The 22,994-nt window shown below is 69.5% G+C and carries 25 protein-coding genes; 18 read left to right on the forward strand and 7 right to left on the reverse strand.

Features of this window, described 5'->3' with window-relative positions; genetic code table 11:
- Positions 1 to 341: 341 nt before the first annotated feature.
- Both ACK8N7_RS00320 and ACK8N7_RS00325 read right to left on the reverse strand, forming a co-directional pair.
- Positions 342 to 764, reverse strand: a complete 423-nt coding sequence (locus tag ACK8N7_RS00320) for a hypothetical protein (RefSeq protein WP_500440300.1) — start codon at positions 762 to 764, stop codon at positions 342 to 344.
- Positions 761 to 1,591: an IS5 family transposase gene (locus tag ACK8N7_RS00325; RefSeq protein WP_500440301.1), complete on the reverse strand. Its 831-nt coding sequence runs from the start codon at positions 1,589 to 1,591 to the stop codon at positions 761 to 763. The genes ACK8N7_RS00320 and ACK8N7_RS00325 overlap by 4 nt, the downstream gene beginning before the upstream one ends.
- A gap of 165 nt (positions 1,592 to 1,756) precedes the next feature.
- Between ACK8N7_RS00325 and ACK8N7_RS00330 the strand changes: the two genes are divergently transcribed.
- The gene (locus tag ACK8N7_RS00330) at positions 1,757 to 2,152 is read left to right on the forward strand and encodes a hypothetical protein (RefSeq protein WP_500440302.1); all 396 of its coding nucleotides are present in this window, start codon (positions 1,757 to 1,759) and stop codon (positions 2,150 to 2,152) included.
- A gap of 15 nt (positions 2,153 to 2,167) precedes the next feature.
- Positions 2,168 to 2,905, forward strand: coding sequence for a 2'-5' RNA ligase family protein (locus ACK8N7_RS00335; RefSeq protein ID WP_500440303.1), 738 nt, complete (start codon positions 2,168 to 2,170; stop codon positions 2,903 to 2,905).
- Positions 2,906 to 2,945: 40 nt separating this feature from the next.
- On the opposite strand, the gene ACK8N7_RS00340 is transcribed toward ACK8N7_RS00335, so the two are convergent.
- Together ACK8N7_RS00340 and ACK8N7_RS00345 are read right to left on the reverse strand one after the other, a co-directional pair.
- Entirely contained in the window at positions 2,946 to 3,950 is a 1,005-nt protein-coding gene (locus ACK8N7_RS00340; RefSeq protein WP_500440304.1) for an aldo/keto reductase, read from the reverse strand.
- A complete protein-coding gene (locus tag ACK8N7_RS00345) occupies positions 3,950 to 4,402 on the reverse strand; it encodes an ATP-binding protein (RefSeq protein ID WP_327391412.1) in 453 nt (150 codons plus the stop codon). The genes ACK8N7_RS00340 and ACK8N7_RS00345 overlap by 1 nt, the downstream gene beginning before the upstream one ends.
- Positions 4,403 to 4,968: 566 nt before the next feature.
- Between ACK8N7_RS00345 and ACK8N7_RS00350 the strand changes: the two genes are divergently transcribed.
- Complete coding sequence (locus ACK8N7_RS00350; RefSeq protein WP_500440305.1) at positions 4,969 to 6,783, forward strand: glycoside hydrolase family 15 protein; 1,815 nt, start codon at positions 4,969 to 4,971, stop codon at positions 6,781 to 6,783.
- Between the two features lie 563 nt (positions 6,784 to 7,346).
- On the opposite strand, the gene ACK8N7_RS00355 is transcribed toward ACK8N7_RS00350, so the two are convergent.
- The 3 genes from ACK8N7_RS00355 to ACK8N7_RS00365 all read right to left on the reverse strand — a co-directional run bounded on the left by ACK8N7_RS00355 (position 7,347) and on the right by ACK8N7_RS00365 (position 9,741).
- Positions 7,347 to 7,835 (reverse strand): TrmO family methyltransferase domain-containing protein, encoded by a 489-nt coding sequence (locus ACK8N7_RS00355; protein ID WP_500440306.1) that lies wholly within the window; start codon positions 7,833 to 7,835, stop codon positions 7,347 to 7,349.
- 72 nt (positions 7,836 to 7,907) lie between these two features.
- The gene (locus ACK8N7_RS00360) at positions 7,908 to 9,296 is read right to left on the reverse strand and encodes an NsdA family TPR-like regulatory protein (protein ID WP_500440307.1); all 1,389 of its coding nucleotides are present in this window, start codon (positions 9,294 to 9,296) and stop codon (positions 7,908 to 7,910) included.
- Positions 9,297 to 9,504: 208 nt separating this feature from the next.
- Positions 9,505 to 9,741, reverse strand: coding sequence for a hypothetical protein (locus ACK8N7_RS00365; RefSeq protein WP_500440308.1), 237 nt, complete (start codon positions 9,739 to 9,741; stop codon positions 9,505 to 9,507).
- Between the two features lie 117 nt (positions 9,742 to 9,858).
- Between ACK8N7_RS00365 and ACK8N7_RS00370 the strand changes: the two genes are divergently transcribed.
- From ACK8N7_RS00370 to ACK8N7_RS00440, 15 genes are all read left to right on the forward strand, one after another.
- Positions 9,859 to 10,974 (forward strand): ATP-binding protein, encoded by a 1,116-nt coding sequence (locus tag ACK8N7_RS00370; RefSeq protein ID WP_500440309.1) that lies wholly within the window; start codon positions 9,859 to 9,861, stop codon positions 10,972 to 10,974.
- Complete coding sequence (locus ACK8N7_RS00375) at positions 10,974 to 11,417, forward strand: roadblock/LC7 domain-containing protein (protein ID WP_500440310.1); 444 nt, start codon at positions 10,974 to 10,976, stop codon at positions 11,415 to 11,417. The genes ACK8N7_RS00370 and ACK8N7_RS00375 overlap by 1 nt, the downstream gene beginning before the upstream one ends.
- Complete coding sequence (locus ACK8N7_RS00380) at positions 11,404 to 11,775, forward strand: DUF742 domain-containing protein (RefSeq protein ID WP_500440311.1); 372 nt, start codon at positions 11,404 to 11,406, stop codon at positions 11,773 to 11,775. The genes ACK8N7_RS00375 and ACK8N7_RS00380 overlap by 14 nt, the downstream gene beginning before the upstream one ends.
- Complete coding sequence (locus tag ACK8N7_RS00385; protein ID WP_500440312.1) at positions 11,741 to 12,367, forward strand: GTP-binding protein; 627 nt, start codon at positions 11,741 to 11,743, stop codon at positions 12,365 to 12,367. The genes ACK8N7_RS00380 and ACK8N7_RS00385 overlap by 35 nt, the downstream gene beginning before the upstream one ends.
- Complete coding sequence (locus tag ACK8N7_RS00390; RefSeq protein WP_500440313.1) at positions 12,364 to 13,704, forward strand: cytochrome P450 family protein; 1,341 nt, start codon at positions 12,364 to 12,366, stop codon at positions 13,702 to 13,704. Before ACK8N7_RS00385 ends, ACK8N7_RS00390 begins: the two co-directional genes overlap by 4 nt.
- A gap of 52 nt (positions 13,705 to 13,756) precedes the next feature.
- Positions 13,757 to 15,001, forward strand: a complete 1,245-nt coding sequence (locus tag ACK8N7_RS00395) for a cytochrome P450 family protein (RefSeq protein ID WP_500440314.1) — start codon at positions 13,757 to 13,759, stop codon at positions 14,999 to 15,001.
- The gene (locus tag ACK8N7_RS00400; RefSeq protein WP_500440315.1) at positions 14,998 to 15,969 is read left to right on the forward strand and encodes an SAM-dependent methyltransferase; all 972 of its coding nucleotides are present in this window, start codon (positions 14,998 to 15,000) and stop codon (positions 15,967 to 15,969) included. The genes ACK8N7_RS00395 and ACK8N7_RS00400 overlap by 4 nt, the downstream gene beginning before the upstream one ends.
- Positions 15,966 to 16,793, forward strand: a complete 828-nt coding sequence (locus ACK8N7_RS00405; RefSeq protein WP_500440316.1) for an SAM-dependent methyltransferase — start codon at positions 15,966 to 15,968, stop codon at positions 16,791 to 16,793. The genes ACK8N7_RS00400 and ACK8N7_RS00405 overlap by 4 nt, the downstream gene beginning before the upstream one ends.
- A complete protein-coding gene (locus tag ACK8N7_RS00410; RefSeq protein WP_500440317.1) occupies positions 16,790 to 17,185 on the forward strand; it encodes an SAM-dependent methyltransferase in 396 nt (131 codons plus the stop codon). Before ACK8N7_RS00405 ends, ACK8N7_RS00410 begins: the two co-directional genes overlap by 4 nt.
- A 33-nt stretch (positions 17,186 to 17,218) precedes the next feature.
- The gene (locus ACK8N7_RS00415) at positions 17,219 to 18,079 is read left to right on the forward strand and encodes an SAM-dependent methyltransferase (RefSeq protein ID WP_500440318.1); all 861 of its coding nucleotides are present in this window, start codon (positions 17,219 to 17,221) and stop codon (positions 18,077 to 18,079) included.
- A 22-nt stretch (positions 18,080 to 18,101) separates the two neighbouring features.
- Positions 18,102 to 18,335 (forward strand): DUF5999 family protein, encoded by a 234-nt coding sequence (locus tag ACK8N7_RS00420; protein WP_500440319.1) that lies wholly within the window; start codon positions 18,102 to 18,104, stop codon positions 18,333 to 18,335.
- A 291-nt stretch (positions 18,336 to 18,626) separates the two neighbouring features.
- Positions 18,627 to 19,328, forward strand: coding sequence for a hypothetical protein (locus ACK8N7_RS00425; protein ID WP_500440320.1), 702 nt, complete (start codon positions 18,627 to 18,629; stop codon positions 19,326 to 19,328).
- A complete protein-coding gene (locus tag ACK8N7_RS00430) occupies positions 19,328 to 21,265 on the forward strand; it encodes a hypothetical protein (RefSeq protein ID WP_500440321.1) in 1,938 nt (645 codons plus the stop codon). Before ACK8N7_RS00425 ends, ACK8N7_RS00430 begins: the two co-directional genes overlap by 1 nt.
- Positions 21,262 to 22,044 (forward strand): Scr1 family TA system antitoxin-like transcriptional regulator, encoded by a 783-nt coding sequence (locus tag ACK8N7_RS00435; RefSeq protein WP_500440322.1) that lies wholly within the window; start codon positions 21,262 to 21,264, stop codon positions 22,042 to 22,044. Before ACK8N7_RS00430 ends, ACK8N7_RS00435 begins: the two co-directional genes overlap by 4 nt.
- Entirely contained in the window at positions 22,041 to 22,991 is a 951-nt protein-coding gene (locus ACK8N7_RS00440; RefSeq protein ID WP_500440323.1) for a hypothetical protein, read from the forward strand. Before ACK8N7_RS00435 ends, ACK8N7_RS00440 begins: the two co-directional genes overlap by 4 nt.
- Positions 22,992 to 22,994: the final 3 nt, after the last annotated feature.

The raw sequence follows: 22,994 nt of genomic DNA on the forward strand, positions 1-22,994 counted from the left end.
CCGCCCTCGAAGACGGCTGCATTGAACTGGGCGTCGCCCTTGAAGACGGCCGACCCGAACCCGGCGTAGCTCTCGAAGTTTGCCGACCCGAACCCGGCGTCGCCCTCGAAGACGGCCGTCTCGAACCTGGTGTCGCCCTCGAAGATCGCCGTCTCGAACCTGGTGTCGCCGATGTGGGGACGCCCGGTGGCGGGGTCACGGAGGGCGGCGAGGAGGGCATCGAGAAGGGGTTCGGTGAAGGAGGTACCGCGGTGGTCGATGTCAGAGGGCGGTACGTGACGTGATGCCCGTTTCGGGCTTTCGGGTGGGGCTGTCGGGCTGGTCGTGGCCTGACCAGGCGGCTACGACTGCGGCTTGGTGAACAAGCCCTGTTCGGGCTCGATCAGGATTCCGCGTTCGGCCAGCCGTTTGAGCTTGAGCCGGACGTTGTTGACGTTGTTGGGTGCGATCTCCAGGTCCAACGCCTCGCAGACCGCCCGTGCCCGCAGCGGGGCGTCGGCTGCGGCGAACACCGCCATGATCTGCTGGTAGGCCGGATGGTCCGGCAGCTTCGCGGGCGGCGGTGTCGGCGAGGCCGGCTCGGGCAGTGCCAGCAGTGTCTTGCGGGTGATGCGCACCTCTTCGGCGACTCGGCCGAACTCCTCCAGTTGCGCGGTGAGTTCCGTGATGCGCGCTCGCGTCGCTTCGGCCTGCGTGGCGATCTCGCGCTCTTGCTCCTCCAGGCGGGCGAGGACCGCCCCCAGGGTGAGCCCGTCGTTGTTCATGCGCCGCGCCAGGTGGGGGTGGAGGTCGCAGTGACCATCCTGGACATCCGGTCGCTTATGGCCCAGTACACCCTCGACTCGGCCGAGGCGGGCCGGTGTTCGTAGTCGCGGACCAGTCTGCGGTGCAGCATCATGATCCCGTTTACCTGCTCCACCCGCCACCGGATCGGTTGCGGCACGAACCCGCTGGTCGTTGGGTTGCGCTCGACGACTTCGACGTCGATGCCGACCTTCCGCCCGTGGTCGATGACAGCGTTCTTGAACCCCTGGTCCACCAGGGCCTTCTGTACCGTGTCGGTGTCGGCGGCGACCTTGTCCAGCAAGGCGATGCCAGCGGCGTTGTCGTGCGCGGACGCGGCCAGCACCACCACCGCGATCACCAGACCGAGAACATCAACTGCCAGGCCGCGCTTGCGGCCCGGGACTTTTTTTGCCGCGTCCCTTCCGGTGGTGCCGGCGGGCACCCCGACGGCCGCGTGCAGGCTCTGGGTGTCGAGCACCACCAAGCTCGGGTCGGCCTTGCGCCCCCGGCTCTCGCGGACCTGCCAGCGCAGCAGGTCGTGGATGGTCTGGTCGGTGCCGTCGTCGCGCCACTTGTAGAAGTAGTACTTCACCGCGCCGACCGGGGGCAGGTCGTGGGGGAGGTAGTCCCACTGGCAGCCGGTACGGGACTGGTAGAGCAGGGCGTTGACGATCTCCCGCATCTCGTAGGCGCCCTGGTGGCCGCTGACGGAGGGATGCTGAGCCTTCCAGGAGGCGATGACGGGCTCGATCAGGGCCCACCGCTCGTCGGACAGGTCGCTCTTGTAGGGCTGGCGGTCGCTCACGAAGAACACTCCAGCACGACAAGACCCCCTGATCAGCCCCGATACGCCTGTGCCACACGTTCCAGCGACAACAAACGCGGCACTACGTCACATACCGCCCTCTCAGACCGCCAGACGTCGCTCCCCGACGGCTTGACCTCGTGCATCAGCTTCGAGCCCTATTCCATGGCACGCTCCCTCGCCAACGCCATCACCGCACGGCTCTCCCTCGGCGACACCGCGCAGGTCCTGGCCCACGCCGACCAGATCGAAGAACTGGTGGAACATTCACAGTCCGAGTGGAGCCGTGCCCTGGTCGGGCTGGATGTGGCATCGGCGCTGCTGAAGCAGGGATCACCCGAGATCGAGCACGCCATGACGCTGGGCCGTCGCGCATTGAGATCTGGCACCGGGCGGCCGATCAAATCCGTCTGGGCAAGGGCGGTCGAGCTGTACCAGAACGCTGAGCAGTGGCACAAGGAAGCTGAGGTGGGGGACTATGCCGAGGAACTGCGGACGTGGCGATCGCAGCCGCAGGTCGGCATGATCGCCGTCGGCTCGCTGTCGCAGATCACACCCTGACTTCCGAGGAGCCCTGTGTCACCCGAGCTGGACACCGATCCCAGCGCCTTTCCCAGCGCGCCTCCTGCCAGCCTCGACGATCCCGGAGTGATCGTGGAGCACGACTGGCGCGCGTTCCAGCAGGTCGAGCGAATGGCCGATCACTGGGACCGGCCCGGGTGGTCGGATCAGCAGCGCTCGTACTACTGGATGCACACCTTTCCAGACCCCGGAGAACTGCTTCAGCGGGCGGAGCACTGCCAACGAGCCCTGCAGCACTTGGCCTTGGACCCTGTCCCCGCCGAGGGTCTGCACGTGACCCTGCTGCGCGTCGGGGCGGTCGACCAGGTATCGACGGCTCAGGTGGAACACCTCCTCGGACTGGCGCAGAAGCTGTCCGTTGAAGCTTTTCACGCTCTCGCCCATCCTCTGGCCGGCTCGCGGGGCGCCGTTCGGTTCAGCCTCACCCCCTGGACCCCGCTGGTGCGCCTCCACGCAGCTCTGTCCGAGGCAGGGAAGCAGGCCGGGGTTCCCGGCGGCTCTCCCACGGCCGCGTTCCGCCCGCACCTGGGTATCGCCTACAGCAACCAGGTGCGATCCGCGGCCGCGGTCGTCGACGCCGTCGCGCCTTTGCGGTCTCTCCCATCTGTACCGCTGCACTTCACCACCGTCGAGCTCGTGGAGCTGCGCCGTCAGGACAGGGCCTACCGGTGGCGGACCGTCCGCTCGGTTCCGCTGCGCGCTGCCGCAGCGTCGCGGTCTACTTCCGCCTAGAAGGCGACCGCAAGGTTGATGTGCGAGAGGTCGGCGGCGCTCACATGCCGGTGACGGCCGACAGCCTTTCCCTCGGTTGCAGGCACTCCTTCGCACGAACCTGTGCATACGCGTCCTCGAGGAGTCGCAGTTCGACGGCGGTAAGGGCAGGTCCAGCCAGAGACCGGAAGCTCTCCTCGACCTGGTCCTTGTTGCTGTACCCCACGACCGTCACGCAGTGGTCGACGCGCTGAAGGCTGGACAGCAGAGCAAGGCGGGTCAGAGTTCCCGGAGTGTCCCCGAATCGTGCGCGCAGCGACTCCATCCCGCCAGATACCACTTCGATGCTGGCCTGAGAGAGAACCGATCGGAGGCCGAGGTCTCCCGGAGCCGCGAGTATTACGCCCACACCGTGACGTGCCGTAAATGTAAGGAGATCCTCGCCCTCCAGCGTGATGGCCGGCGTGAGGGCGTTGCATCGGGTCCAGATGACGTTCGGTCTGATCAGTCGGAAGAGGTAGAGGAATCGTTCGGCGCAGGCGGCACGTTCGGCGGGCGCCGCATTGGTAGGGACATACGGTCCCCGCATCCCAATGGCTCTGATAGCGCCGACCTCCCGCAGGGCGCGCATCTGCTCGATCGCGGGGCCCAGGTAGCGGTCCTGGGGGCCGAAGTCCCAGGAGGCCAGGGTGTACAGGTCCAGCGCCTCGACATAGAGGTTCTCCAGCGTCTGCTGCAGCTGGTGGTGGATGTGCCGGTCGGCGTAGGCGTGCGGCGCGGAGCCCCGGATCTTTCCGACCTTGCTGCTGGTCAGGAGAGCTCGGTCCGGGTACTCCCGCAAGAGGCGCCCCAGAAGTCGCTCAGCTCGCCCGGCGCCGTAGTAGTCGGCTGCGTCCAAGAGGTTGGCGCCGAGTTCCACGGCGCGGCGCAAACCGTCAAGGAAGGGGCCGTCGTCCTCGTCGCGGGTGCGACCTCCCGGTAGCCCGCAGGCGCTGAGATTGACACCCAGAGGGTGAGCCAAGAGACCCAGTCCCAGATGGCGACTCGTCAGGTCCAAGTCGGCCATCAGCGAGATCCTTTCCGGGCCAGCACAGCAATGACGATCTTTCCGTTCGATGTCTCCTCGACCGACCAGGTGTCCGCGAGGTTCTGGATGATGAACAACCCGCGGCCGTGTGTGGCTACGGTGTCCGGCTCCACGGAGGAGTTGCACGGGTGCGGGGGGAGAACGTCGGTGTCACGGCCTCGGTCGACGACACCCAGTGCTGTGCCGAGCTCGTAGACCTCGATCCTTATGAGGACCGCGCCGCAGCTGTGCTGGATGGCGTTGGCAATGAGTTCACTGGCGATCAACGCGGCATCATCGACCTGGTTCTGATCGGTGTCGTCCAGGAGGCTGGCGAGCGCACCGCGTGCAGCGCGTTGCGGGGCTGGAAGCCCGGCGAGCTCGACGTCGCAGTGATCCAGCAGCTTCCCGAGGCTCTGATCATGGACCAGCTCGGTGGTAGTGGGAGGCAACCTCGTCTCCTCATGATCGAGACGCCCTGCGGCGCGGCCGGATTCGACCCACCTCCACCGTGACGGAACACCGCAGGCAGCGATACGCCAAACCGTGGCCACTTCTGTGTCACTTCGCCCCACAGCTGTCGCGCCACCACACCGATGAAGACGGGCAAAATGTACTAAAAGGCCCCTGGATTGTGTTCACGTCTCACGCCAAGTGACACAGAAGTGACCACGGTTTGGCATATCGCTGTCCCCCGACTTCCGTCACCGTTGAGTGAGCCAGCAACCACGGCGCCGCAGCCACCGGATCGCGGGCCGCTATCTGCTACCTGCGCGGTCACACATTTGGGGCGCTGCCCAGATTGGTACCGCGCACGCCGGAAAGCCGCGGGATCGGTTCCCGTCCTCACCCACACCTGCTGTGCCCGCTCGTCGGGCGTCGAAAGAGATCGGATCCCATGAACAGCCGTCTCCTCCCCGTGAGCAGAGCCCTCCCTCAGGTGGTCGCTACCCAGGGAGGGCCTATCCCCTCCCCCAGAGCGACCGGTGCGGACGCTTCTTTGGGGCGGCCCGGCACAATGCAGCGCGCAACGCGCATCGAGGACTACGGCCTGATCGGGAATCTCCGTACGGCCGCACTGGTCGACCGGGCCGGCAGCATCGATTGGCTGTGCGTGCCCAGGTTCGACTCAGCTGCCGTCTTCGCTCGCCTCCTGGGCTCGGAGAAGCACGGACAGTGGACCCTCGGACCCGTGGGCCTCAACGGGACCACGCCGACGGTGAACCGCCGGCGCTACCTCGACGGCACGCTGATCCTGGAATCCACCTGGCTCACCCCGGCCGGCACCGTTCAGCTCCTGGACTTCATGCCCGTCCACGACGAGACCGCCCAGCTGGTCCGCATCGTGAAGGGCATCAGCGGGTGCGTACCGATGCAGTCTCTCCTGCGCGCCCGCCCTGGCTACGGCTGCCGGGTGCCGGACCTGGCATCGGACGGGGTCAGGGCCAGTGTCGACCTCGGCGTCGGCGGTCTGTGGCTCGATGCTCCCACTCCCGTTCTTATCCGTACGGACAGCGGAGATCTGAGCTCGGAGTTCACTCTCTCGGAGGGGGAGACGCTTGTCTTCTCGCTCTCCTGGCAGCCGGGGACCGACGCCCCTCCCGTGCCGGACGGCAACCGGCTGCTGAATCAAACGCAGGTGTTCTGGCAGAACTGGATCTCGCGGAGTACCTACGCCGGGCCCGACGGTGACGCTGTCGAACGGTCGCTGATCACGCTCAAGGCCTTGCAGTACGCGCCGACCGGGGCGTTCGTGGCCGCGCCCACGACGTCGCTGCCCGAGGAGCTTGGCGGAGTGCGCAACTGGGACTACCGGTTCTCCTGGCTCCGCGACTCCGCGCTGATGGCAGAGGCCCTCCTCAGCTGCGGCTACATCGATGAGATCAAGGCCTTGATCAAGTGGCTCCAGCAGGTCATCAACGGCCGCCCGGAGAGTCTCCAGATCATGTACGGGGTCGGTGGCGAGCGTGACCTCACCGAGAAGGTGCTCGACTGGCTGCCGGGGTTCGCGGGCTCCGTGCCCGTACGGATCGGGAACGCCGCAGCTGGACAGCTCCAGATCGACGTCTACGGCGAAGTCGTCGATGCCCTCTTCAATGCGCAACTGCACGACCCGAACCTCGCGCCTGTCGTCGCTCCGCTCGTCACCGGACTGGTCACCTGCCTGGAGGACGTCTTCGAGAAGCCGGACATGGGGATCTGGGAGGTCCGCGGGCCCCGCAGGCACTTCGTCCACTCCAAGATCATGGCGTGGATCGCGTTCGACCGCGCCGTCCAACTGATAGCAGCTGGCCACGGTGACGGTCCCGTCGAGCGGTGGGCGCGGATCCGCGACCGGCTGCACACGCAGGTCTGCGAGCGTGGCTACGACCGGGACCGGAAGACCTTCACCCAGTCCTACGGATCGCGGGAGCTCGACGCCTCGCTGCTGCACATCGTCACCAGCGGATTCCTTCCGCCGGACGACCCGCGGATCGTCGGAACCGTCAAGGCCATCCAGAAGGAGCTGTCAACCCAGGGCGGGTTCCTCCTGCGCTACCCCACCGAGGGCGATGACAAGGGCGTGGACGGACTGCCGGGAGACGAGGGCGCGTTCCTCATCTGCATGGGATGGCTGATCGCCGCCCTGGCCGCGATCGGCCGCCCGGAGGATACCGAGATCTTCAAGCAGCAGCTGCTCCAGATCCGCAACGACCTCGGCCTGCTCGCGGAGGAATGGGATCCGGAGACCTCCCGGCAGCTGGGGAACTACCCGCAGGGCTTCTCACATGCCGGGATAGTCCTCGGCGCGATCGCAACCGTCCCTCGTCCGGTCAGCAGCGGGACGAGGTGATCAGGGGCATGAAAGTCGGCGACTCGATCGATGACCTTTTCCCGCTTGCTCGTACGGCCACCATCCCGTTCGAGATGCCGGTCGGCAAGGACTTCACCGCGCTGAGGCTGCCCCCGGCTCTGGCTCTGGACCTGTTCACCAACCCCAGCCCCACGCGCGACCAGTACCTGGGAGCGGCCATCTGCGAGGGTGACGCCTGGACTCTGATCCTGCCCCCTTCCTCCCACCTCCTCATGGACTGGGGCCCGCGGGTGGAGATCCGGAGCAGCGGGATGCTGTTCGTGCCGCCTTTGAGGTTCACCGACGAGCACGCGATGTATTGGGTGAGGCGCGGGAATCTCCACGGCCGCGCTTTCAGCGCTCCGTTCTGCCTCTACCCCTTGGTGGGCGGTGTCGTTGAGCACGTCCAGAACGTTCCTGGTGTGCGGCAGTCGACTCGGTCGGCCGATGGGCCCTTGCCGGTGGTCTCCGTACTGCGGCCCCAGTCGGAGTCGGAGTCGTGTGACCTGGCGTACTCCCCCAGCTTCGGTGCTCTTGAGGTGGCCGAGATGTCCGTCGGCGGGTTACCGGCTGTCGGCGTCGGCCCAGTAGTTCCTCAGCATCTCGCCGGGCCAGGCAGGTTCCCGCACCGGACCGCGCGGGCCCATGTCCGTGAACCAGGGGGCGATGTCGATCACGGGGGTGCCGTCGACGGCGTCGAGATCGGTGACGAGCAGGTCGCGGCCGTCGATGCCGATCAGGCGCGGGTAGCTGATGGCGAGCTGGTTGGGCCTGCGGTGGTTGCGGTGGGCGAGGGGGCCGGTCGCGGGCCAGCGGGGGTTGTTGCGCGGGCTCCGGGCGTGGAGATGGACGTCGTCGGGGCTGGCGAGGTGGAAGTGCCAGGTCACCGTGAGGTGGCTGAACTCCCCAAGTCCTTGGACCATCTCGAGCGGGTAGGCGTCGTGATAGCGGATGACCGACTGGACGCCGCCCTGGTAGTCGTCGAGGACCTCGGTGTGCCCGCCGACGACGGTGGCGATCGGGACGATCTGGAGCGGTTGCTGCGCGGTCAACTCGGAGCTCTCCCTGCTTCAGCCCTTGCCGCTCCCGTAGAGCTGGCACGGGGTGCTGTTTCCCGGACTCGGTCAGCCTATGGTGCGGAGCATCTCGCGGGCGCGCTGTTCGAGTTCGGTGAGCTGCCGTCCGCCTCGGCGGCGGACCGGGGAGAGGTCGCGCTGCATCTGGACGATGACGTCCTTGGCGCGGCCGGAGCTGATCCCGTCCATGGCGTCCAAGGCTTGGCCGTAGGTGCTGCACCCTTCATCGACTCCCCCTCGGCGGATTTGGACGGAGCCGAGGTAGCCGAGGGTGACGCTGTGGGTGCGGGCGAACTGCTGCTGGCGGCGTGTGGCGACGCTCTCCTTGAAGTGGGCTTCGGCGTCGCGGAGGCTGCCGAGGTCGCGCAGGGCGCAGGCGGTCTCGTGCGACAGCGAGGCGCTGGCGAAGAAGGAGACGCGGTCGGGGGCATCGCCGGTGTCGCGGCTGAGGTCCCGTTCGGCCTGGCTGATCGCGGCGAGGGTTCCTCTGCGGTCGCCGGTGGCCGCCAGAGCCCGAGCGTGGACGATGCCCAGCAGAGCCTTCTCCCGCCAGCTGGCCCGCCCGTACCGGTCGGCGGCCATGGACGCTTCGGCGAGGTCGAGTGCCTCGCCGGGGTGCTGGAGGTCGACCGCTTGGTGGGCCATCGCCCGCAGAGTGTGTCCGGCGAGCGGACCGTCCCCGGCCTCGGCGGCGAGTTTCACCGCGAGAGTGAAGTACCGCTGGGCGCGGCGGTGTTCGCCCGCGTCGAAGGCCATCCAGCCGGCGAGGTAGGTCATCTCGGCGGTGGCGGAGTACAGATCCCTGCGCAGCTGCTCGCTGGGGAATCGGCTGGAGAGGAGCGGGGCGGCTTCCAGGCTGAGGTGGGCGGCGAGCGCCGAGCGGCCGGCGGCGCCCCCGCGGCGCTGGTCGCGGGCGGAGAAGAACGCGGTGGTCTGGCGGATGTCGTCGACGTCGGCCGGGGTGACGGTGGTCTGGGAGTGGACGCGGCGCTGCGCGGCTACGGAGGGGGCATCCTTCCACCAGGAAGCTGCCGGGACGGCGAGTCCGGCGACGGAGTAAGCGGTGTCCGCCAGGAGTTGGCGTCGGTGGAGCATGTCGAGGTCGTCTCTTCCCAGCTCGGTCAGCGCGGTCAGGGTGTCGGCCTCCCAGTCTCCTTCCCCGGTGACGTCCTGGCCCTGCGCGCCGGGCAGCCCGATGTCGGTGAGGGTGATGGTGCGGCCGAGCTTCCGCGTCAGCGTCTCGCAGAGGATATGCGGCGCCTGTCCGCTGGGCCGCGTGCCCAAGATCCACATAGCGATGTGAGAGCGGCTGACCGCGGCAAGATCCCGGGCTCCGACCTCCTCGGCGACCCGGCGGACGGCCGCCGCCGCCCTGGGCTGTGTCCAGCCGGCCTCGGCAATCCGGGCGGCCAGCGCCTCATTGCGCATGCGAGCCATGGACGATCCCCGACCTCGAAATGATCTTTGACGCCTTTGACGGGGTCGACCCACCACGAAGGCTGTTCGCCAAGGGTAGTTGGCGGTTTCCTCAACGTAGCCGGTGCGTGCAACCCGCGCTGCTGGACATGATCGCCCGCCGTCGCCCGTCCTCTGGACGTTTCCCGTTTCCTTCACCTCTTGGAGTTGCCGTGTTGTTCCCCAGCCATCAGGCCCACCCGGGCTTCCCGTGGGCGATCTGCACCGGGCAGGTGGGCTGATGTTGGTCCACGTCGTCTACGCCGCTCTCGGGCTGGCCGTTCTCGCAGCGGTGGTGTTCGGGATACTTCTCCGCCGTGCCCGCGCGCAGGCGGTACGGGCCAAGGCGGACGCGCAGGCTACGCGACAGACGATGGAAGCCACCGCCCAGACTCTTCGCAAGGCGGCCGAGCAGGCCCAGGAGCATGCGGCCCGAGCGGAGCAGCACAGTCGGGCTGTGGTGACTGAGGTACGGCACCTTGCCGCTGTTCGTCTTCCTGCGGCGGTCGAGGGGCTGCGACGCCCTGGTGTGCCGGTGCCCGGCGTGGCCGATGAGCGTCTGCTGGCCGACCCGGTGGCCCGGGCGTGCGAGCAGGTCCTGGCCGTGGTGACCGAAGCGGTACTGGAGGACCGGATCCGCACCGATCAGTCCGCCCAGGAGGTCGTTCGGTCCGTGATGGGCACGACGCGTGCCCTGGCAGCCCAGGCGGTACAGCTCGTGGAGCAGGCCCAGTACAAGGCGGTGAACGCCCCGGACCTTCTGCAGGACCTGTACGGGATCGATCACCGGCTCGTGCTGCTGCACCGGCAGGTACAGCGCACTGCGGTGGTCTGCGGTGACCTCCCGGGCACCGCGCGGGAGGACACCACGATCATGACCGCCCTGGAGACGGCCCGCTCGCGGATTGTGAAGCACCAGCGGGTGTCGGCGGTCAGCCACGTCCCTGCGGAGCCCGACGGCCGGGACCTGGGTCTTCAGGCTCCGGTTGCCGAACCGCTGATCATGGCGCTCGCCGAGCTGTTCGACAACGCGGTCTACTGCTCGGTCGGGTCCGGGCTGGTCAGCGCCGAGGCCCACCCGACCGCTACCGGTGTGCTGATCACCATCGCCGACAGCGGCCCGGGGCTCGACACGGTGGAGAAGCAGCTGTTCGTCCGGCAGATGCTGGAGTCCCCGCGCCTGCTTCTGCGGGATGCCGGTTCCCCGCCGCGTCTGGGACTGGCGGCGGTCGGCCGTCTCGTCAGCCGGTTCGAGGGGCTGACCCTCACACTGGACCCCTCCCCGGCCCGCGGCCTGCGGGTGAACCTGCACATCGACGCGAGTCTTCTCGTTGCGGTGAGCGGGCGGCAGCGCCCCGAGGGGTCCGGTGTCCGGCTGGACCCGCTGCCGCAGCCGGAGCCGGCAATCGCCCAGGCGCCGCAACTCCAGCAGCCGGCCGGCCCGTCCCGTACCGCGCTTCCCACGCGCGACGGGTTCCCCCAGCGCCAGCGCAAGAGCCCCGGCGCGCCCGTGGGCCAGGAGCCTGAGCCTGTGCCGCTCCGGGATGCCGTGGCCGTCCGGTCCGTCTATGCCTCCCTCCAGTCCGGAACCCAGCGGGCCCGTCAAGAGCCCTCCCCCCACACCGCTCACCCGTCCGACAGCGCTTCTTGGGAGTCCTGATGAACACCAGCCCGCGGTTCACCGCGTCCACCGGCCAGACACCCCTGCAGAGCAAGTACAACGGCCACGCCCAGCGTCTGCTGGAGACGACCGATGCGCGGCACGTGGTGCTGTGCTCCGGGGACGGTCTGCGGCTGGGCACCGACGCGGGCGCCGACCGGGACCCGTCCGATGGTGCCTCCGCCTTGGGCGCCTCGGTCTTCGGCGCCGTGCAGGCCCTCGCCGAGCTCTTCCCCGCCTCGGACGGCGAGCAGACGGCGGGGCAGGTGACCGTCGAACTCCATGGTGGCGGCGGCGGATACCTGATGCTGGCGCAGGTCGGCCCGGGAGTGCGGGCCTTGCTGTGGCTGTCGGCGGGAGCGGACCTCGGCAAGGTGGCGTACGACATCGTCAAGTTCTCCGAGTGGTTCGCCCCGGAAGTAGCGGGCCGTGCCAAGGCGTGAGCGTCCCCGGGAGATCCCCACCTACCTGGCGACCGAGGGGCGCACGCAGCCCCGCAGGGTGATCAAGGGCTTGGAGGACCTGCTGACGCGCCTGGTGTGGCTGCGGGTCCAGCCCGGACCGGACCAGCGCCTGAGCCCCGCGCAGCAGGACCTGTTCGACGCCGTGCGGGGCGGCTCGCTGACGCTGGTCGACGCCGCGGCGTATCTGCGCCAGCCGCCCCTCGCGATCCGGATCCTCGCGTGCGACCTCGCGGACCTGGGCCTCGTCCAGGCCGCCCCTCCCGCCGCCCGAACCGACATCGATCTCATGGAGAGAGTCATTCATGGCCTCCGCAAGCTCAAGGACGCAGCCGCCTAGTGTCCCCGGCTATGTGCCGGAGGAAGCGCCCTTGGTCAAGATCGTTGTGGCGGGCGGCTTCGGGGTCGGCAAGACCACCATGGTCGCGTCCGTCTCGGAAATGCGGTCGCTGCACACCGAGCAGCCCCTGACCGCCGTCAGCGCTTCGGTCGATCTCCTCGACTACACCCCGGAGAAGACCACCACGACCGTGGCCACGGACTTCGGACGCCTCACGCTGGACCCTCACGATCCCACCGCACCGGTGCTCTACCTGTTCGGCACCCCCGGGCAGGAACGCTTTAAGAGCGTGTGGGACGACGTGGCCTACGGGGCGCACGGGGCGCTTCTGCTGCTGGACCTGCGGCGCCCCGCGGCGTCGTTCGAAGCCATGGACCTCGTCGAGCGCTCCGGCCTCCCCTACGTCGTCGCTGTCAACGAGTTCCCCGGGGCCCCGTACATCGAGGACTCCGCGGTACGCGCCCGTCTCGACCTGAGCGAGGAGACCCCGCTCATCCACTTCAACGCCCGCGACCGCAATTCCTCCATCGACGCGCTCATCCAGCTCGTCGAGCACGTCATGACCACCTACCCCCGGGACGCCGCCCGATGAGCACACCGCCCCCGCCGCCGTACTACAGACTGCACACCGACCACTTCGCCCAGGGCGGCAACCGGCCCGCCTACTACTCCAGCATGCGCGAGCACTACGGCCCGGTGGCCCCCGTGGAGATCGTGCCGGGGATCCTCGGCTGGCTGGTCGTCTCCTACGAGGCCGCCCAGGAGGTGCTGCTGGACAAGGAGAGCTTCAAGAAGGACCCCACCGACTGGGCCGCACAGCTCCCCGCCGACCACCCGGTGCTCGGCATGCTCGGCCCGCGACCGAATCCGCTGTTCACCGACGGCGCCCAGCACGCCCGCTACCGGCGGGTCGTCTCCGACGCGCTGGCTTCCGTCGAACCCCATCACCTGCGCGACTTGGTGCGGGTCGTGGCCGACCACCTCATCAACCAGTTCGTCGACGACGGCACGTGCGACCTGATCCGACAATTCGCGCGGCCGCTGCCCAGCTACCTGTTCAACCGGCTCTTCGGACAGCCCGACGAGAAGGCCCCCCGGCTGGTGTCCTCCCTGGCAGGACTCATGGAGGGCGTCGGCGCAGAAGTCGTCGCCGCGACCCGGGAGTTCGAGGGCTACATGGGCGGCCTGCTCGCCTCGAAGAAGGCCCAACCCGGCCCGGACCTCGCCACCGCCATGATGCAGCACCCCGCCCGGCTCAACGACGGTGAACTGCAGCACCACTTCGTGCTGACCGTCGCCGCCGGGCAGGAACCCACCACCAACCTCCTCGGCAACAGCCTGCTGGAGTACTTCGTCGACGACGACATCTACACCGAAGTCGTCAACGGAACCCTCGACGTCATGCCCCTCATCAACCGCGTCCTGGCCACCCGCCCGCCGATGGCGAACTACGGGGCCCACTACGCCCGCCGCCCCGTGACGTTCCACGGCCGGCAACTCGTGCCCGGGGTGCCCATCCTCATGTCCTACGAGGCCGCCGCCCAGGACCCCGCCGTACTGGGCACCGGCGCACACATGGCCTGGTCGCTGGGCCCGCACACCTGCCCGGCGAGCAGCATGGCACTCACCATCACCACGATCGCCCTTACCCAGCTCATCCACCGGCTCCCCGATCTCCAGCTCAGCGTCCCCGCGAACGAGATCCGCAACCGGCCCGGCCCCTACCACCACGCGCTCGAAGCCCTTCCCGCCCGCTTCACCCCCGTGACGGCGACCACCCGCAGCGAACCGCCGTGGCCGTCGAACCCCTACACCACCGCGCCCCAGCCCAGTCAGCTCCATCAACCGGCGTCCACTCCGGCGAGCTGGCAGAGCTGGCTGCCCGCCGCGGCCTGTCCCGCTGGACACTCCCCCGGCGTGCCCGCGTAGTCCTTCGCCCCGTTCCTTCCGCTCCCCGAGCAGCACTAGTAGGAGGCCCACGATGAGCATCACCCCGCTGGTTCTGGACCCGAAGGCCCGTGACCGTGTCGGCGAGGATCGCGAGCTCCGCTCCCGCGGTCGCGTCGCCCGCGTCGATATTCTCGGCGTCGAAGCATGGGCGGTCAGCCACCCCGACTACCTCAAGCGGCTGCTGGTCGACAACCGGGTGAGTAAGGACTCCCGCCGCCACTACCCCGACTTCGAGCAGACCGTTCAGCGGTGGCCGCTCTGGTTGTGGATCGCCGTCGAAAACATGTTCACCGCCTACGGCACCGACCACCGGGCCCTGCGCAGGCTGGTCGGCCCGGCCTTCAACCACCGCCGCACCCAGGCCATGCGCCCGGTCATCCAGACGATAACGGACCGCCTGCTTGAGCGGATGCTGACCAAGCAGCGGGCCGGCGACTGGGTGGACCTGCGCGCGGACTTCGCCCACCAGCTCCCCATGGACGTCATCCACCACCTCATGGGCATGCCGCGTGCGTGGCAGGAGGCCATGGCCGAGCCGGTCGGCAAGGTCTTCGACACGTCCCTCGACATGGCCGCAGCGCTCCAGAACGGGGAAGCCCTCAAAGCCCTGCTCGGCCGCTTCGTCAAGCACAAGCGCGAGCACCCGGGCGACGACCTGACCACCGACCTGATCCGCGCCCGCGACGGCGAGATGCGGCTCAGCGAGGAACAGCTGGTCGACACGCTCCTCCTCGTCTTCTCCGCCGGCTACGAGACCACCGTCGGGCTGATCGTCAACACCCACCGGAACCTCCTCACGCACCCGCGCCAGTTGGAGATCGTGCGCCGCAACCCCGAGGAAGCGACGGTTGCGGCGGTCCAGGAGACTCTGCGCCGCGACGCGTCGGTCGCCTTCCTCCCCCTGCGCTACGCCACCGAACCCATCGACCTGCCCGAGATCGGGGTACGCATCGAGCAGGGCGAGCCGATCCTCGCCGCCTACAGCGCCGCCGGCCGCCACCCCGACATCTTCGACCAGCCCGACGCCTTCGACGTGCTGCGGTCCAACGCCTCCGCGCACCTCTCCTTCGGGCACGGCGCCCACATGTGCCTCGGCGCCCCGCTGGCCGTCGCGGAGGCCGAGATCGCCACGCGGTCCTTCCTGAAGGCCTTCCCCGACGCAGTGATCGCCGTCGAGGAGGAGCAGCTCACCCCGGTGGAGTCGATCATCTCCAACAGCCTCAGCGCACTGCCCATCACCACCAGCGGCCGCATCCCGTCAGGGGCAGCAGCATGAGCCCGCGGGCGATCCACCGCCCCCCGGAGCTGCCCCCCATAGCCCTGGGCACCGGTCATGTGAAGGCGGCGGCAGCGGTGCGGGCCATGCGCTGGTTCATGGGCGAGTCGTGCCAGACCCTTCCTGCCGACCGTGAACTCGCTGGCCGACTGCGCAAGGCCCTCCCCTGGCTCGCCAGGTCGCTGGAGATGCAGCGCGGCTTCCTCTTCCACAGCACGGAGCTCTTCTACCGGCGATTGGGCATCGACCAGTTCGTCATGTTCAGCGCGGGCCCCTACCGGCCTTGGCCTGGCCTGGCCGCCGACCTGCAACCCCCGTGCGCAGCGGTCCCGCACGCCTCCTTCGTCCACGTGAACGTCCTGACCGCGACCGGCGAATCCGGGCCCCCCTGCGGCCACCGGCACACCGGTGCGGGCCTCGCGGAGATGCTCCAGCTGCTGCGCCACCCTGCTCTGAATGATCTCGACCGCCGCCGTCCTGTCGGTGTCCTGGTCGACGACATCGGTCCGCTGACCGACAGCACGGCCGATCTCCGGTTCGGGCTGGACAGGCTGCGGGAGTGGCTGCCGCCGGGCAGCGCGATCGCCCTTATCCACTCCACCGCCGACCTGCTGCCCACCGGACGACAGGCGGCAGTCCGCTCCCGTCATAACCTCGCGGCGCGCCTGCTCATCCAGGCAACGGGCCGCCCTTTCCAGCCCCGCTCCCGTACAGAGATCGCGAAGCTCCTCGCCCGCTGGCCACTGTCCAACGTGGACGGACCCGTCGCCACCGGCAAGTTCTTCCCCGAACACGCCCACGCCCAGCTGCCCGAACACCACTCCGGTGCCTACGCCGCCATCGCCCTGCACCCCTCTCACTCCGACTACGCCAAGGACCCGAACTACACCCCGGGCGGCCCGACGCGCGGGACCGCCCGTTCGGTGCCGGAGCAGGGAACGGGCGAAGAACAGGCGGGCACCTCGTGACGTACGTAGAGCTCGTCACGAAGCCGCACCTGGACGCCGCGTACTACCAGAGCGCTAACGCCTCGCGGGTGTACGGGTGGTACCTCGGCGACTCCCAGAACTACCCAGCCGACCGGGAAGCCGCCCGCGCCGCCCTGGCCGTGGCCCCGTGGGTGCAGCAGTCCGCCCGGATCAACCGCGCATTCCAGCGGAATTCCTACACCTGGGCCCGGGACATGGGGGTGCGCCAGTTCCTCGACCTCGGCTGCGGCTGGCCCCACCATCCCGTCCTGTACGACGTCCTGGGCCGGGAGCTTCCCGTCGTCTACGTCGACCATGACCCAGGGGTCGCCGCACATCTGTCGGCCGAGCTGGACCAGGGGGACGCGACCACGGTCATCCGCGCGGACATCATGCCCATGGGCTCGTTCCTCACCAGCACTCCGATACGGGGTGCGATCGACCTGGACAACCCTGTCGCCGTGTTCCTGGGCGACGTCCTCCCTTGGTGGCCCGACGACACCGTGGTGCAGCAGGCGATGAGTGAGCTGCGGGCGTGGATGCCGGCCGGGAGCATTCTGGCCATCACTCACCTCACCGGCGACTTCACCCCCGAAGCGGTGGCCGCTCTCGTGGATACCTACGCCGCGCACGGCCTCACCGTACGCCCGCGCTCACGTGAGGAGATCGAGTCCCTGTTCGGCGACTTCGTCCATCAGGGGCCGGGCCTGTGCGCGACCGGCCAGTGGCACCAGTCCAGTTTGGGCGCCCGCCGCCCGCCCGAGCATTCCGCCGCTTTCGCCGCGATCGCCGTGAAGTCCCCGGCCCAGGGGAGGGACGCATGACGCCGCCCGAGAGCACGTCGGCCCGGCCGGTGGCGGTGCTGGCCCACAACGTTCTGTCGTGGATGAGCCTCGTCGAAGCGAGGAACACCGCCCGGGGGCTCAGGGAGGCTCTGTCGTCGGGCAGGGCACTGTCGATCACCGACCTGACCGAGGACCTGGTCCAGCCGATGTCGAAGCTCACGCCCTTGTGCGAAGAAGCAGGCATCGCCTACCAGCCGCGGTCGCAGGGGCACATTGAGGCGCTCCTCGGCGGCTGGCCGCTGCTGCAGCCCGGCTTGGTGCCCACCGGCATTTGTTCACCCCGCCTCGAGAAGTGCGAGGCGCCGGGGGACCACTCCGGGGCCTTCGCCGGCGTCGCGGTCAAACCGGTCCGGCCCACCGCACGCGTCTGATCACGCTCACGCTCAAGGAACTGGGAGAGCAGCATGTCCCGCACAGATCTCGTCGTCGCCACCGGCAGGACGGGCCGCCGCACTGCAGATGGTCCCGCACCGCATGTCTCCCGCGTCCTGGACTACCTGAGCGGTGGGTCGGACTACAGCGGACCCGACAAGGAGCTGGCCGTCCAGCTCCTGGGCGTGTCGCCCCGGTTGCGCGAGGAGGTCCGCGCCCACCGGCGGCACACCACCCGGGTCGTCAAGTGGCTGGCCAGGGAGGGCTACACGCAGTTCCTCGATCTGGGCTGCGGCTGGCCCTACGACCCCGGCCAGGACGAGGTCCTGCACGCCCACGACGCCGCCCGCACCGTCCACGAGCGCGTAAGCACCGTGTACGTCGACAATTTCGGTCCGGCCCACAGTCGCGCCGAGATGTCCCTCACCAACGACCCGGGAGCCGCCGCCGTCCGAGCGGATGCTTGCGACGTCGCCGCGCTCCTGGCCGGGGCACCGGTCCGGGCCCGGTTCGACATGAAGCGGCCCATCGCGGCCTTGGCCCACGGACTGCTGGAGTGGCAGGACGACCACCAGGCCCTCGACCTCGTCAACGGCTTGCACGCCCATCTCCCGCCTGGAAGTGCCGTGTCGGTCACCCACACCGCCACCAGTACGCAGGACGAGAGGAGTGTCCTGGCCGAGCGGTACGTCTATGCCGCCTCCGGCATCGCCTATCACCCGCGCTCCGCCGGGCACATCCGGGCGCTCCTGGGCCGGTGGACCGTGCAGAGCCCGGGTGTGGTTCCCACCGGGCTGTGGGGCTCGGGCTACGGAGAGTTCGCCCAGCGCCTCCCCGACAACGCACACGACCTTCGCGCCAGTTACGCCGCCGTCGCCCTCAAATCCGCCTGACCAGCCACAACCGGAGAACCCTATGGGACCCCTACCGAAGAACACTCCCGGTGTATGCGCCCACAAGCCGCCCTGCCCCGCTGCGACCGACTCTGACCACGGGGCGGCAAAGGTGCGGATGCACGTGCCCGGTCAGGGATATGTCGTGCTGTGCAACGGGGTCCTGCGGATGGAGGACACCGGAGAGGTGCTGCCCAACGGGAATGCCGTGGAGCCGCACCGCATAGCGCTGACCGTCGCTGGCGGCCGGCCTTGAGTTCGCTGATGTGACAGCCGCTCCGTTCCTGGAGCCGCCCTCGCCGCAAGTCCGCGCCCTGCCAACGAACCAGTTTGCCCTGGTCGCTCCCGCGCCGAAATCGGCCGGGCCGATGGCCGGGCAGCCTGCCGCCGTCCGCCCTGGTCTCCGCCGCCCACGTATCGCTCCTACCTGTCCCGAAACGGATCTTCGCCGATGTTCACCTCCCTCACCCCGAGCGCCGCACACGGCCCGGTACCAGCGGCGCCCCCTGGGGACCCGCTGGCGGTCTCGGCTACGCATATGCCGTTCATGGCACTCACGACCGGCGAACGAGGTCTGCACGTGCCGTCGCTGACGACCACGACAGACGGCTGGCTCAGCTACTGCGACTCTTCCCCACAGGACCGGTACCCGGGCTTCGATGTCCTGCTGATGCGGACGGTCGGCTCCCCCTCCGGGCGGCCGGTCGGCGCCCAGGTCTCCCCGTACCGGCAGGCGTTGTGCATGGTCGAGTTGGCGTGCCAGGGCTGCCGGCGGCCCGCAGCCCGCAACGATCAGGGGCATCCGTTGTTCGTACTTCCCCGGTGGCGGGCGGACGGCACGACGCAGTACCCGGCCCAGGGCCGGACCGACATGCCGCCCTCGTGCGCGGGGTGTGCCTTGAGCTGGTGCCCTGTCCTGAAGGACCGGGGCCGGCAGGGGCTGTGGGCGGGGCGGGCGGAGCTGGTGGGTGTCTACGGCTCGCTGTTCGTGCCCGGTACCACCGGCGCGCTGGAGGAGCAGTACGTGGAGCTGGCCCAGGATGAGGGCGACGCGGAGGAGGAGCCAGCGCTGGACGAGGGCGAAGGCACCAGGCCGAACCTCTTGTCGGCCGTGGTCGCGGAACGCTTCGTACGTGACCTCCAGGACGTCACCCCCGCGACTCCCGACCAGATCCGGAAGCTCGCTGCCCAGCAGGGCCGTGCCGCAACGCTGGTTCTCCCTGACTCTGCCCCGGCCGGGAGGCCGTGATGGGCAGCGAGAGGCTCAGTGAGCGGCACCTGCTGGCGGCCGAGCGGATCACGGCCGGGCTGTCTCCCCTGGACGCCGCCACAGCCCTGGGCATGGCGCCTAGGTCGATGGCCGCGGCCGTGGACGACCTCCAGCGTGCCCTCGGTGTCTTCACGCTGCGCTCCCTGTCCTTCCAGCTCGTGGCACAGGGCCTGGTGCCCCGCAGGCCCTGCCCGGGCCCGCTGCTGCCGCGAGTTACCCCCCTGACACGGCAGGTCTGGGCGGCCCTGCACTGGGACATCCTGGACGTCGATCTCATCCCGGTGCTGGCCACCGCGATCGGGGTGGGCCGTGACCACATCCAGTCCGTCATCGACCAGCTGTGCCAGACCCACGCCACCAGCCTCCACGGGCTGATCCAGGTCGGTCTCGCCCACGACGTGCTGAGCGTCGATCAGACTGTGATTCCCCCGCAGACCACGGCGGTGCGCCCCTCTCCCGCGGGGACCGGCGCCTGGGATCCGGCACCGGCTCAGCGTCGGGTGCTGGCGCTGATGGCCTCGGGGCGGGACGCTGCCGCGTGCGCCCGGGCGGAAGCCACGACCACCAGCACCATCGCCTGGAGGACCGACCGCTGCAAGGATCTGGCGGGCGTCGCCACCGGCCGGGCTCTGATCCACGAGTCTCTGCGCGGCGAGGTGCTGCTGCGTCCGGAACTCTCCGGCGATCGCGCAACGGCAGGCGAGTTGTGGGCCGTGTGGCGTTGCCTGCCCCTGGACGTGCCCGATTCCCGGCTTCCCGCGGCGATCGCCAACCTCACCGGTCTCAGCATCAACGCCGTCAACGGGTATCTGCACCATCTCCGCACCCGCCACCGCACCCTTGAGGGCGCCGTCTACGCAGGATGGAAGCTCGGCGTGATCAGAGCGGACACTCCAGTCGACCCGCCGGATCAGCAACCTTCTCCGGCATCGTCAGCCCCCGCCCCACGGCCGGTTCCTCGGACGGCAGCGGGCACGCCGACGAAGCTGAGCAAGCGTCAGCACACCGTCCTCACCCTGCTCACCGTGGGCGGCATGACCCTTCCCGAGGCCGCCGCGCACCTGAAGGTACGGCCCGCCTCGGTGAGGGCGAACGAGCGATCCTGCCATCGGCGGGCCGAAACCGGAACGCTGCGTGCCCTCGCCCACCGGTCCCTGAGTCTCGGGCTCCTCGACCCGTTCGACGCCGGTGACCGTGACCCGGGGGCGGTGGCCGACGACGTCGAGGCGGTGTGGCGGTGCCTGCCGGTTGACGTACCCGACGACAAGCTGGTCGCGCGGATCTCCCGCATGACCACCCTCAGCGAGGCACGTGTCCAGGAGTGCCTGGACCTGCTGCGTGCCTCCGGCCTGACCGATCCTCAGCTCATAGCCGCAGGCTGGCACCGAAAGCTCCTCGCCGCCGATCCCCCCGCAGCTACCGCCGCGGCGGCCGGAAAATTGATCGCCCAACAGCCCCCGCCGGTCCGCCCGGACGACCCGGCCGGCACTCGGCTCGATCCGCTGTTCCTGCTCCCCGGTGCCCCTCCCGCGCTCGACGGCGACGTGCCGCCGTGGGGCACGGCTGCCGTCGCCGGCCGGGGGCTGGACTTCGTACGGGTCAGCCCGTCGGTCTGCCGCTCCTTCCTCTCCCGGATACCTGTCACCCGGTGGGGCCCGGTTATCGGCCTCCCGGAGACCAGGGCGGCGCTCCTGGTCACCCAGGCCGGGCCCCGGCCGGTACGCCGCAGCGAGACAGCGCGCCTGATCCGCCCGGGCAGCACCGTCCACCTCCCCGGCCCGCAGGCTCGGACCGGGCCGGGAGACTACTGGGCCATCGGCCCGCAGGCCCCGCTCTGGGACCAGCGGGACCTGGCCTGGCTGTTGGAGAACAGCCGCCGTCCCATGCCCGCCCTTACCGACGAGGCGGTCCGATGACCGGCCAAGTGCACCCGGTCGCCCACGTCGTCGGCGCGATCCTGAGCGACGCCCGCCAGCACGCCCGGCTCAACCTCGGCGAAGCCGCCCACCGCCTGGGCATGCCAGCCGAGCATCTCGACCACATCGAATCCGGACGCATCCCCGCCACGAGCGGCGACCTGCCCCGCTTGTGCCGTCTCTACGGGATGCCCGACGAGGCGCACGCCCTAGACCAGCTCACCGCAGGATCATCGGCAGCCGGTGCCCGCGGTGTATGGGAGGTGCACCGGCACGACCGTGCCGGCGGATTCGCCGGGCGGCTGGCCGCAGTTGCACGCCAGTCGGTTCGGGTGCGGTGGCTGTCCACCCACCTCGTCCCCCCACCCCTGCACACCTCCGCCTACGCCGCCGCCGTCCTCCAGCCCGCCCCCAGCAGGCCCTGGCCCCAGCTGCGCGGTCAGGATGTCGTGATCCTGGACGAGAGCGTCGTACGGCGCGGCGCCGCCTCGGCCGCCCTCATGTGCGAGCAGATCAGGCACCTGCTGAACGTCCAGCACGACGGAAGCCAGGTCCACGTCGTCCCGGATCTCTTCCCTCCGGGGTCGTACGCAGAGCTGACGCTGGCCGACGACGTGAGTGTCGTGGTCACCGGTGGCTTCGCCGATGCCGCCTACCAGGCCACCACCGCCCTCGCCACCCACATCGACCACGCACTCGACCAACCCGACACCGACCGCAGCCGCCGCCTGCTCACCGAGGCCTACGCACACCACCACTCCCACCGGGACGCCCGATGACCAGAGCCAAACGCGTCGCGTACGGGGTGACGCTCCTAGCCGTCCTCGTGGCGATCATCGCGGCCGCAACCTTCCAGCCCCGACCCTCAGATCGGCACTTCATGACCCCCTCCTCCCCAGACCACGCCCCGGGCCACGGTTTACGAGTCCGAAGTGACCAGCGGTACACCGCACTTGCCGGCGATCTCGACGAGCGCATCAGAGCGGGCCGCCTGGGAGCGGGCGGTCAGATCCTGGACCCGGCCGACGTGGCCCTGCGCATCGGCCGTACCCCCACGGCCGTCCGCCATGCCCTGCAGCAACTCGCCCTCACCGGCACCGTGGAGAACCTCGGGCGGCAGTGGTGCATCCCCGACGACCACTGCACCATCCGCGCCGCCCGCCGCGCGCACCACCTCCTCGACGCGATGACCGCCTCCGGCGGATACCCCTCGGCCAGCTTTCTTCCTCCAGCTGATCAGCTCGCCGAGACACTCCTCACCCCTCCCGACGCAATCGCCCTTGCCCTGCACACCCTGACCACCACCCAGGCCCGTCAGCAGGCGAAGCCGAGGCCGGCCGCACCCGAGGGCCGGTCCCCCGCTCCGTCACGAACCGGCGCGCGGACGGTGCCCCTGGGGGCGGACACCGCGTGGGACCCGCACGCCATCCGTCACCTGCGCAACCGGGCGTACGAGCAGTGGCACCAGAGCCACTGCCCCTCCCACCACACCATCACCCACACCGAGACCCTCCAGAACGACATCCTGCACCGCCTCACCCTGACCGCCGCCCGCCTGGACGCCACCTCGCCAGCCCGGACCACCGCAGTACGCGCCGCGGCCGCCCGTGCTGCCGCTGCCCGCGACACCAGCGTCATCAGCCTCGGCGAACGGCACTGGCGCTCCGCCGTGCTCGCCGGCCTCCTCACCGACCTCGCCGACAGCCTCACCTCCGCCCGGCCCTGACCA

This window comes from Streptomyces griseobrunneus (assembly GCF_046713465.1).
Taxonomy (GTDB): domain Bacteria; phylum Actinomycetota; class Actinomycetes; order Streptomycetales; family Streptomycetaceae; genus Streptomyces; species Streptomyces microflavus.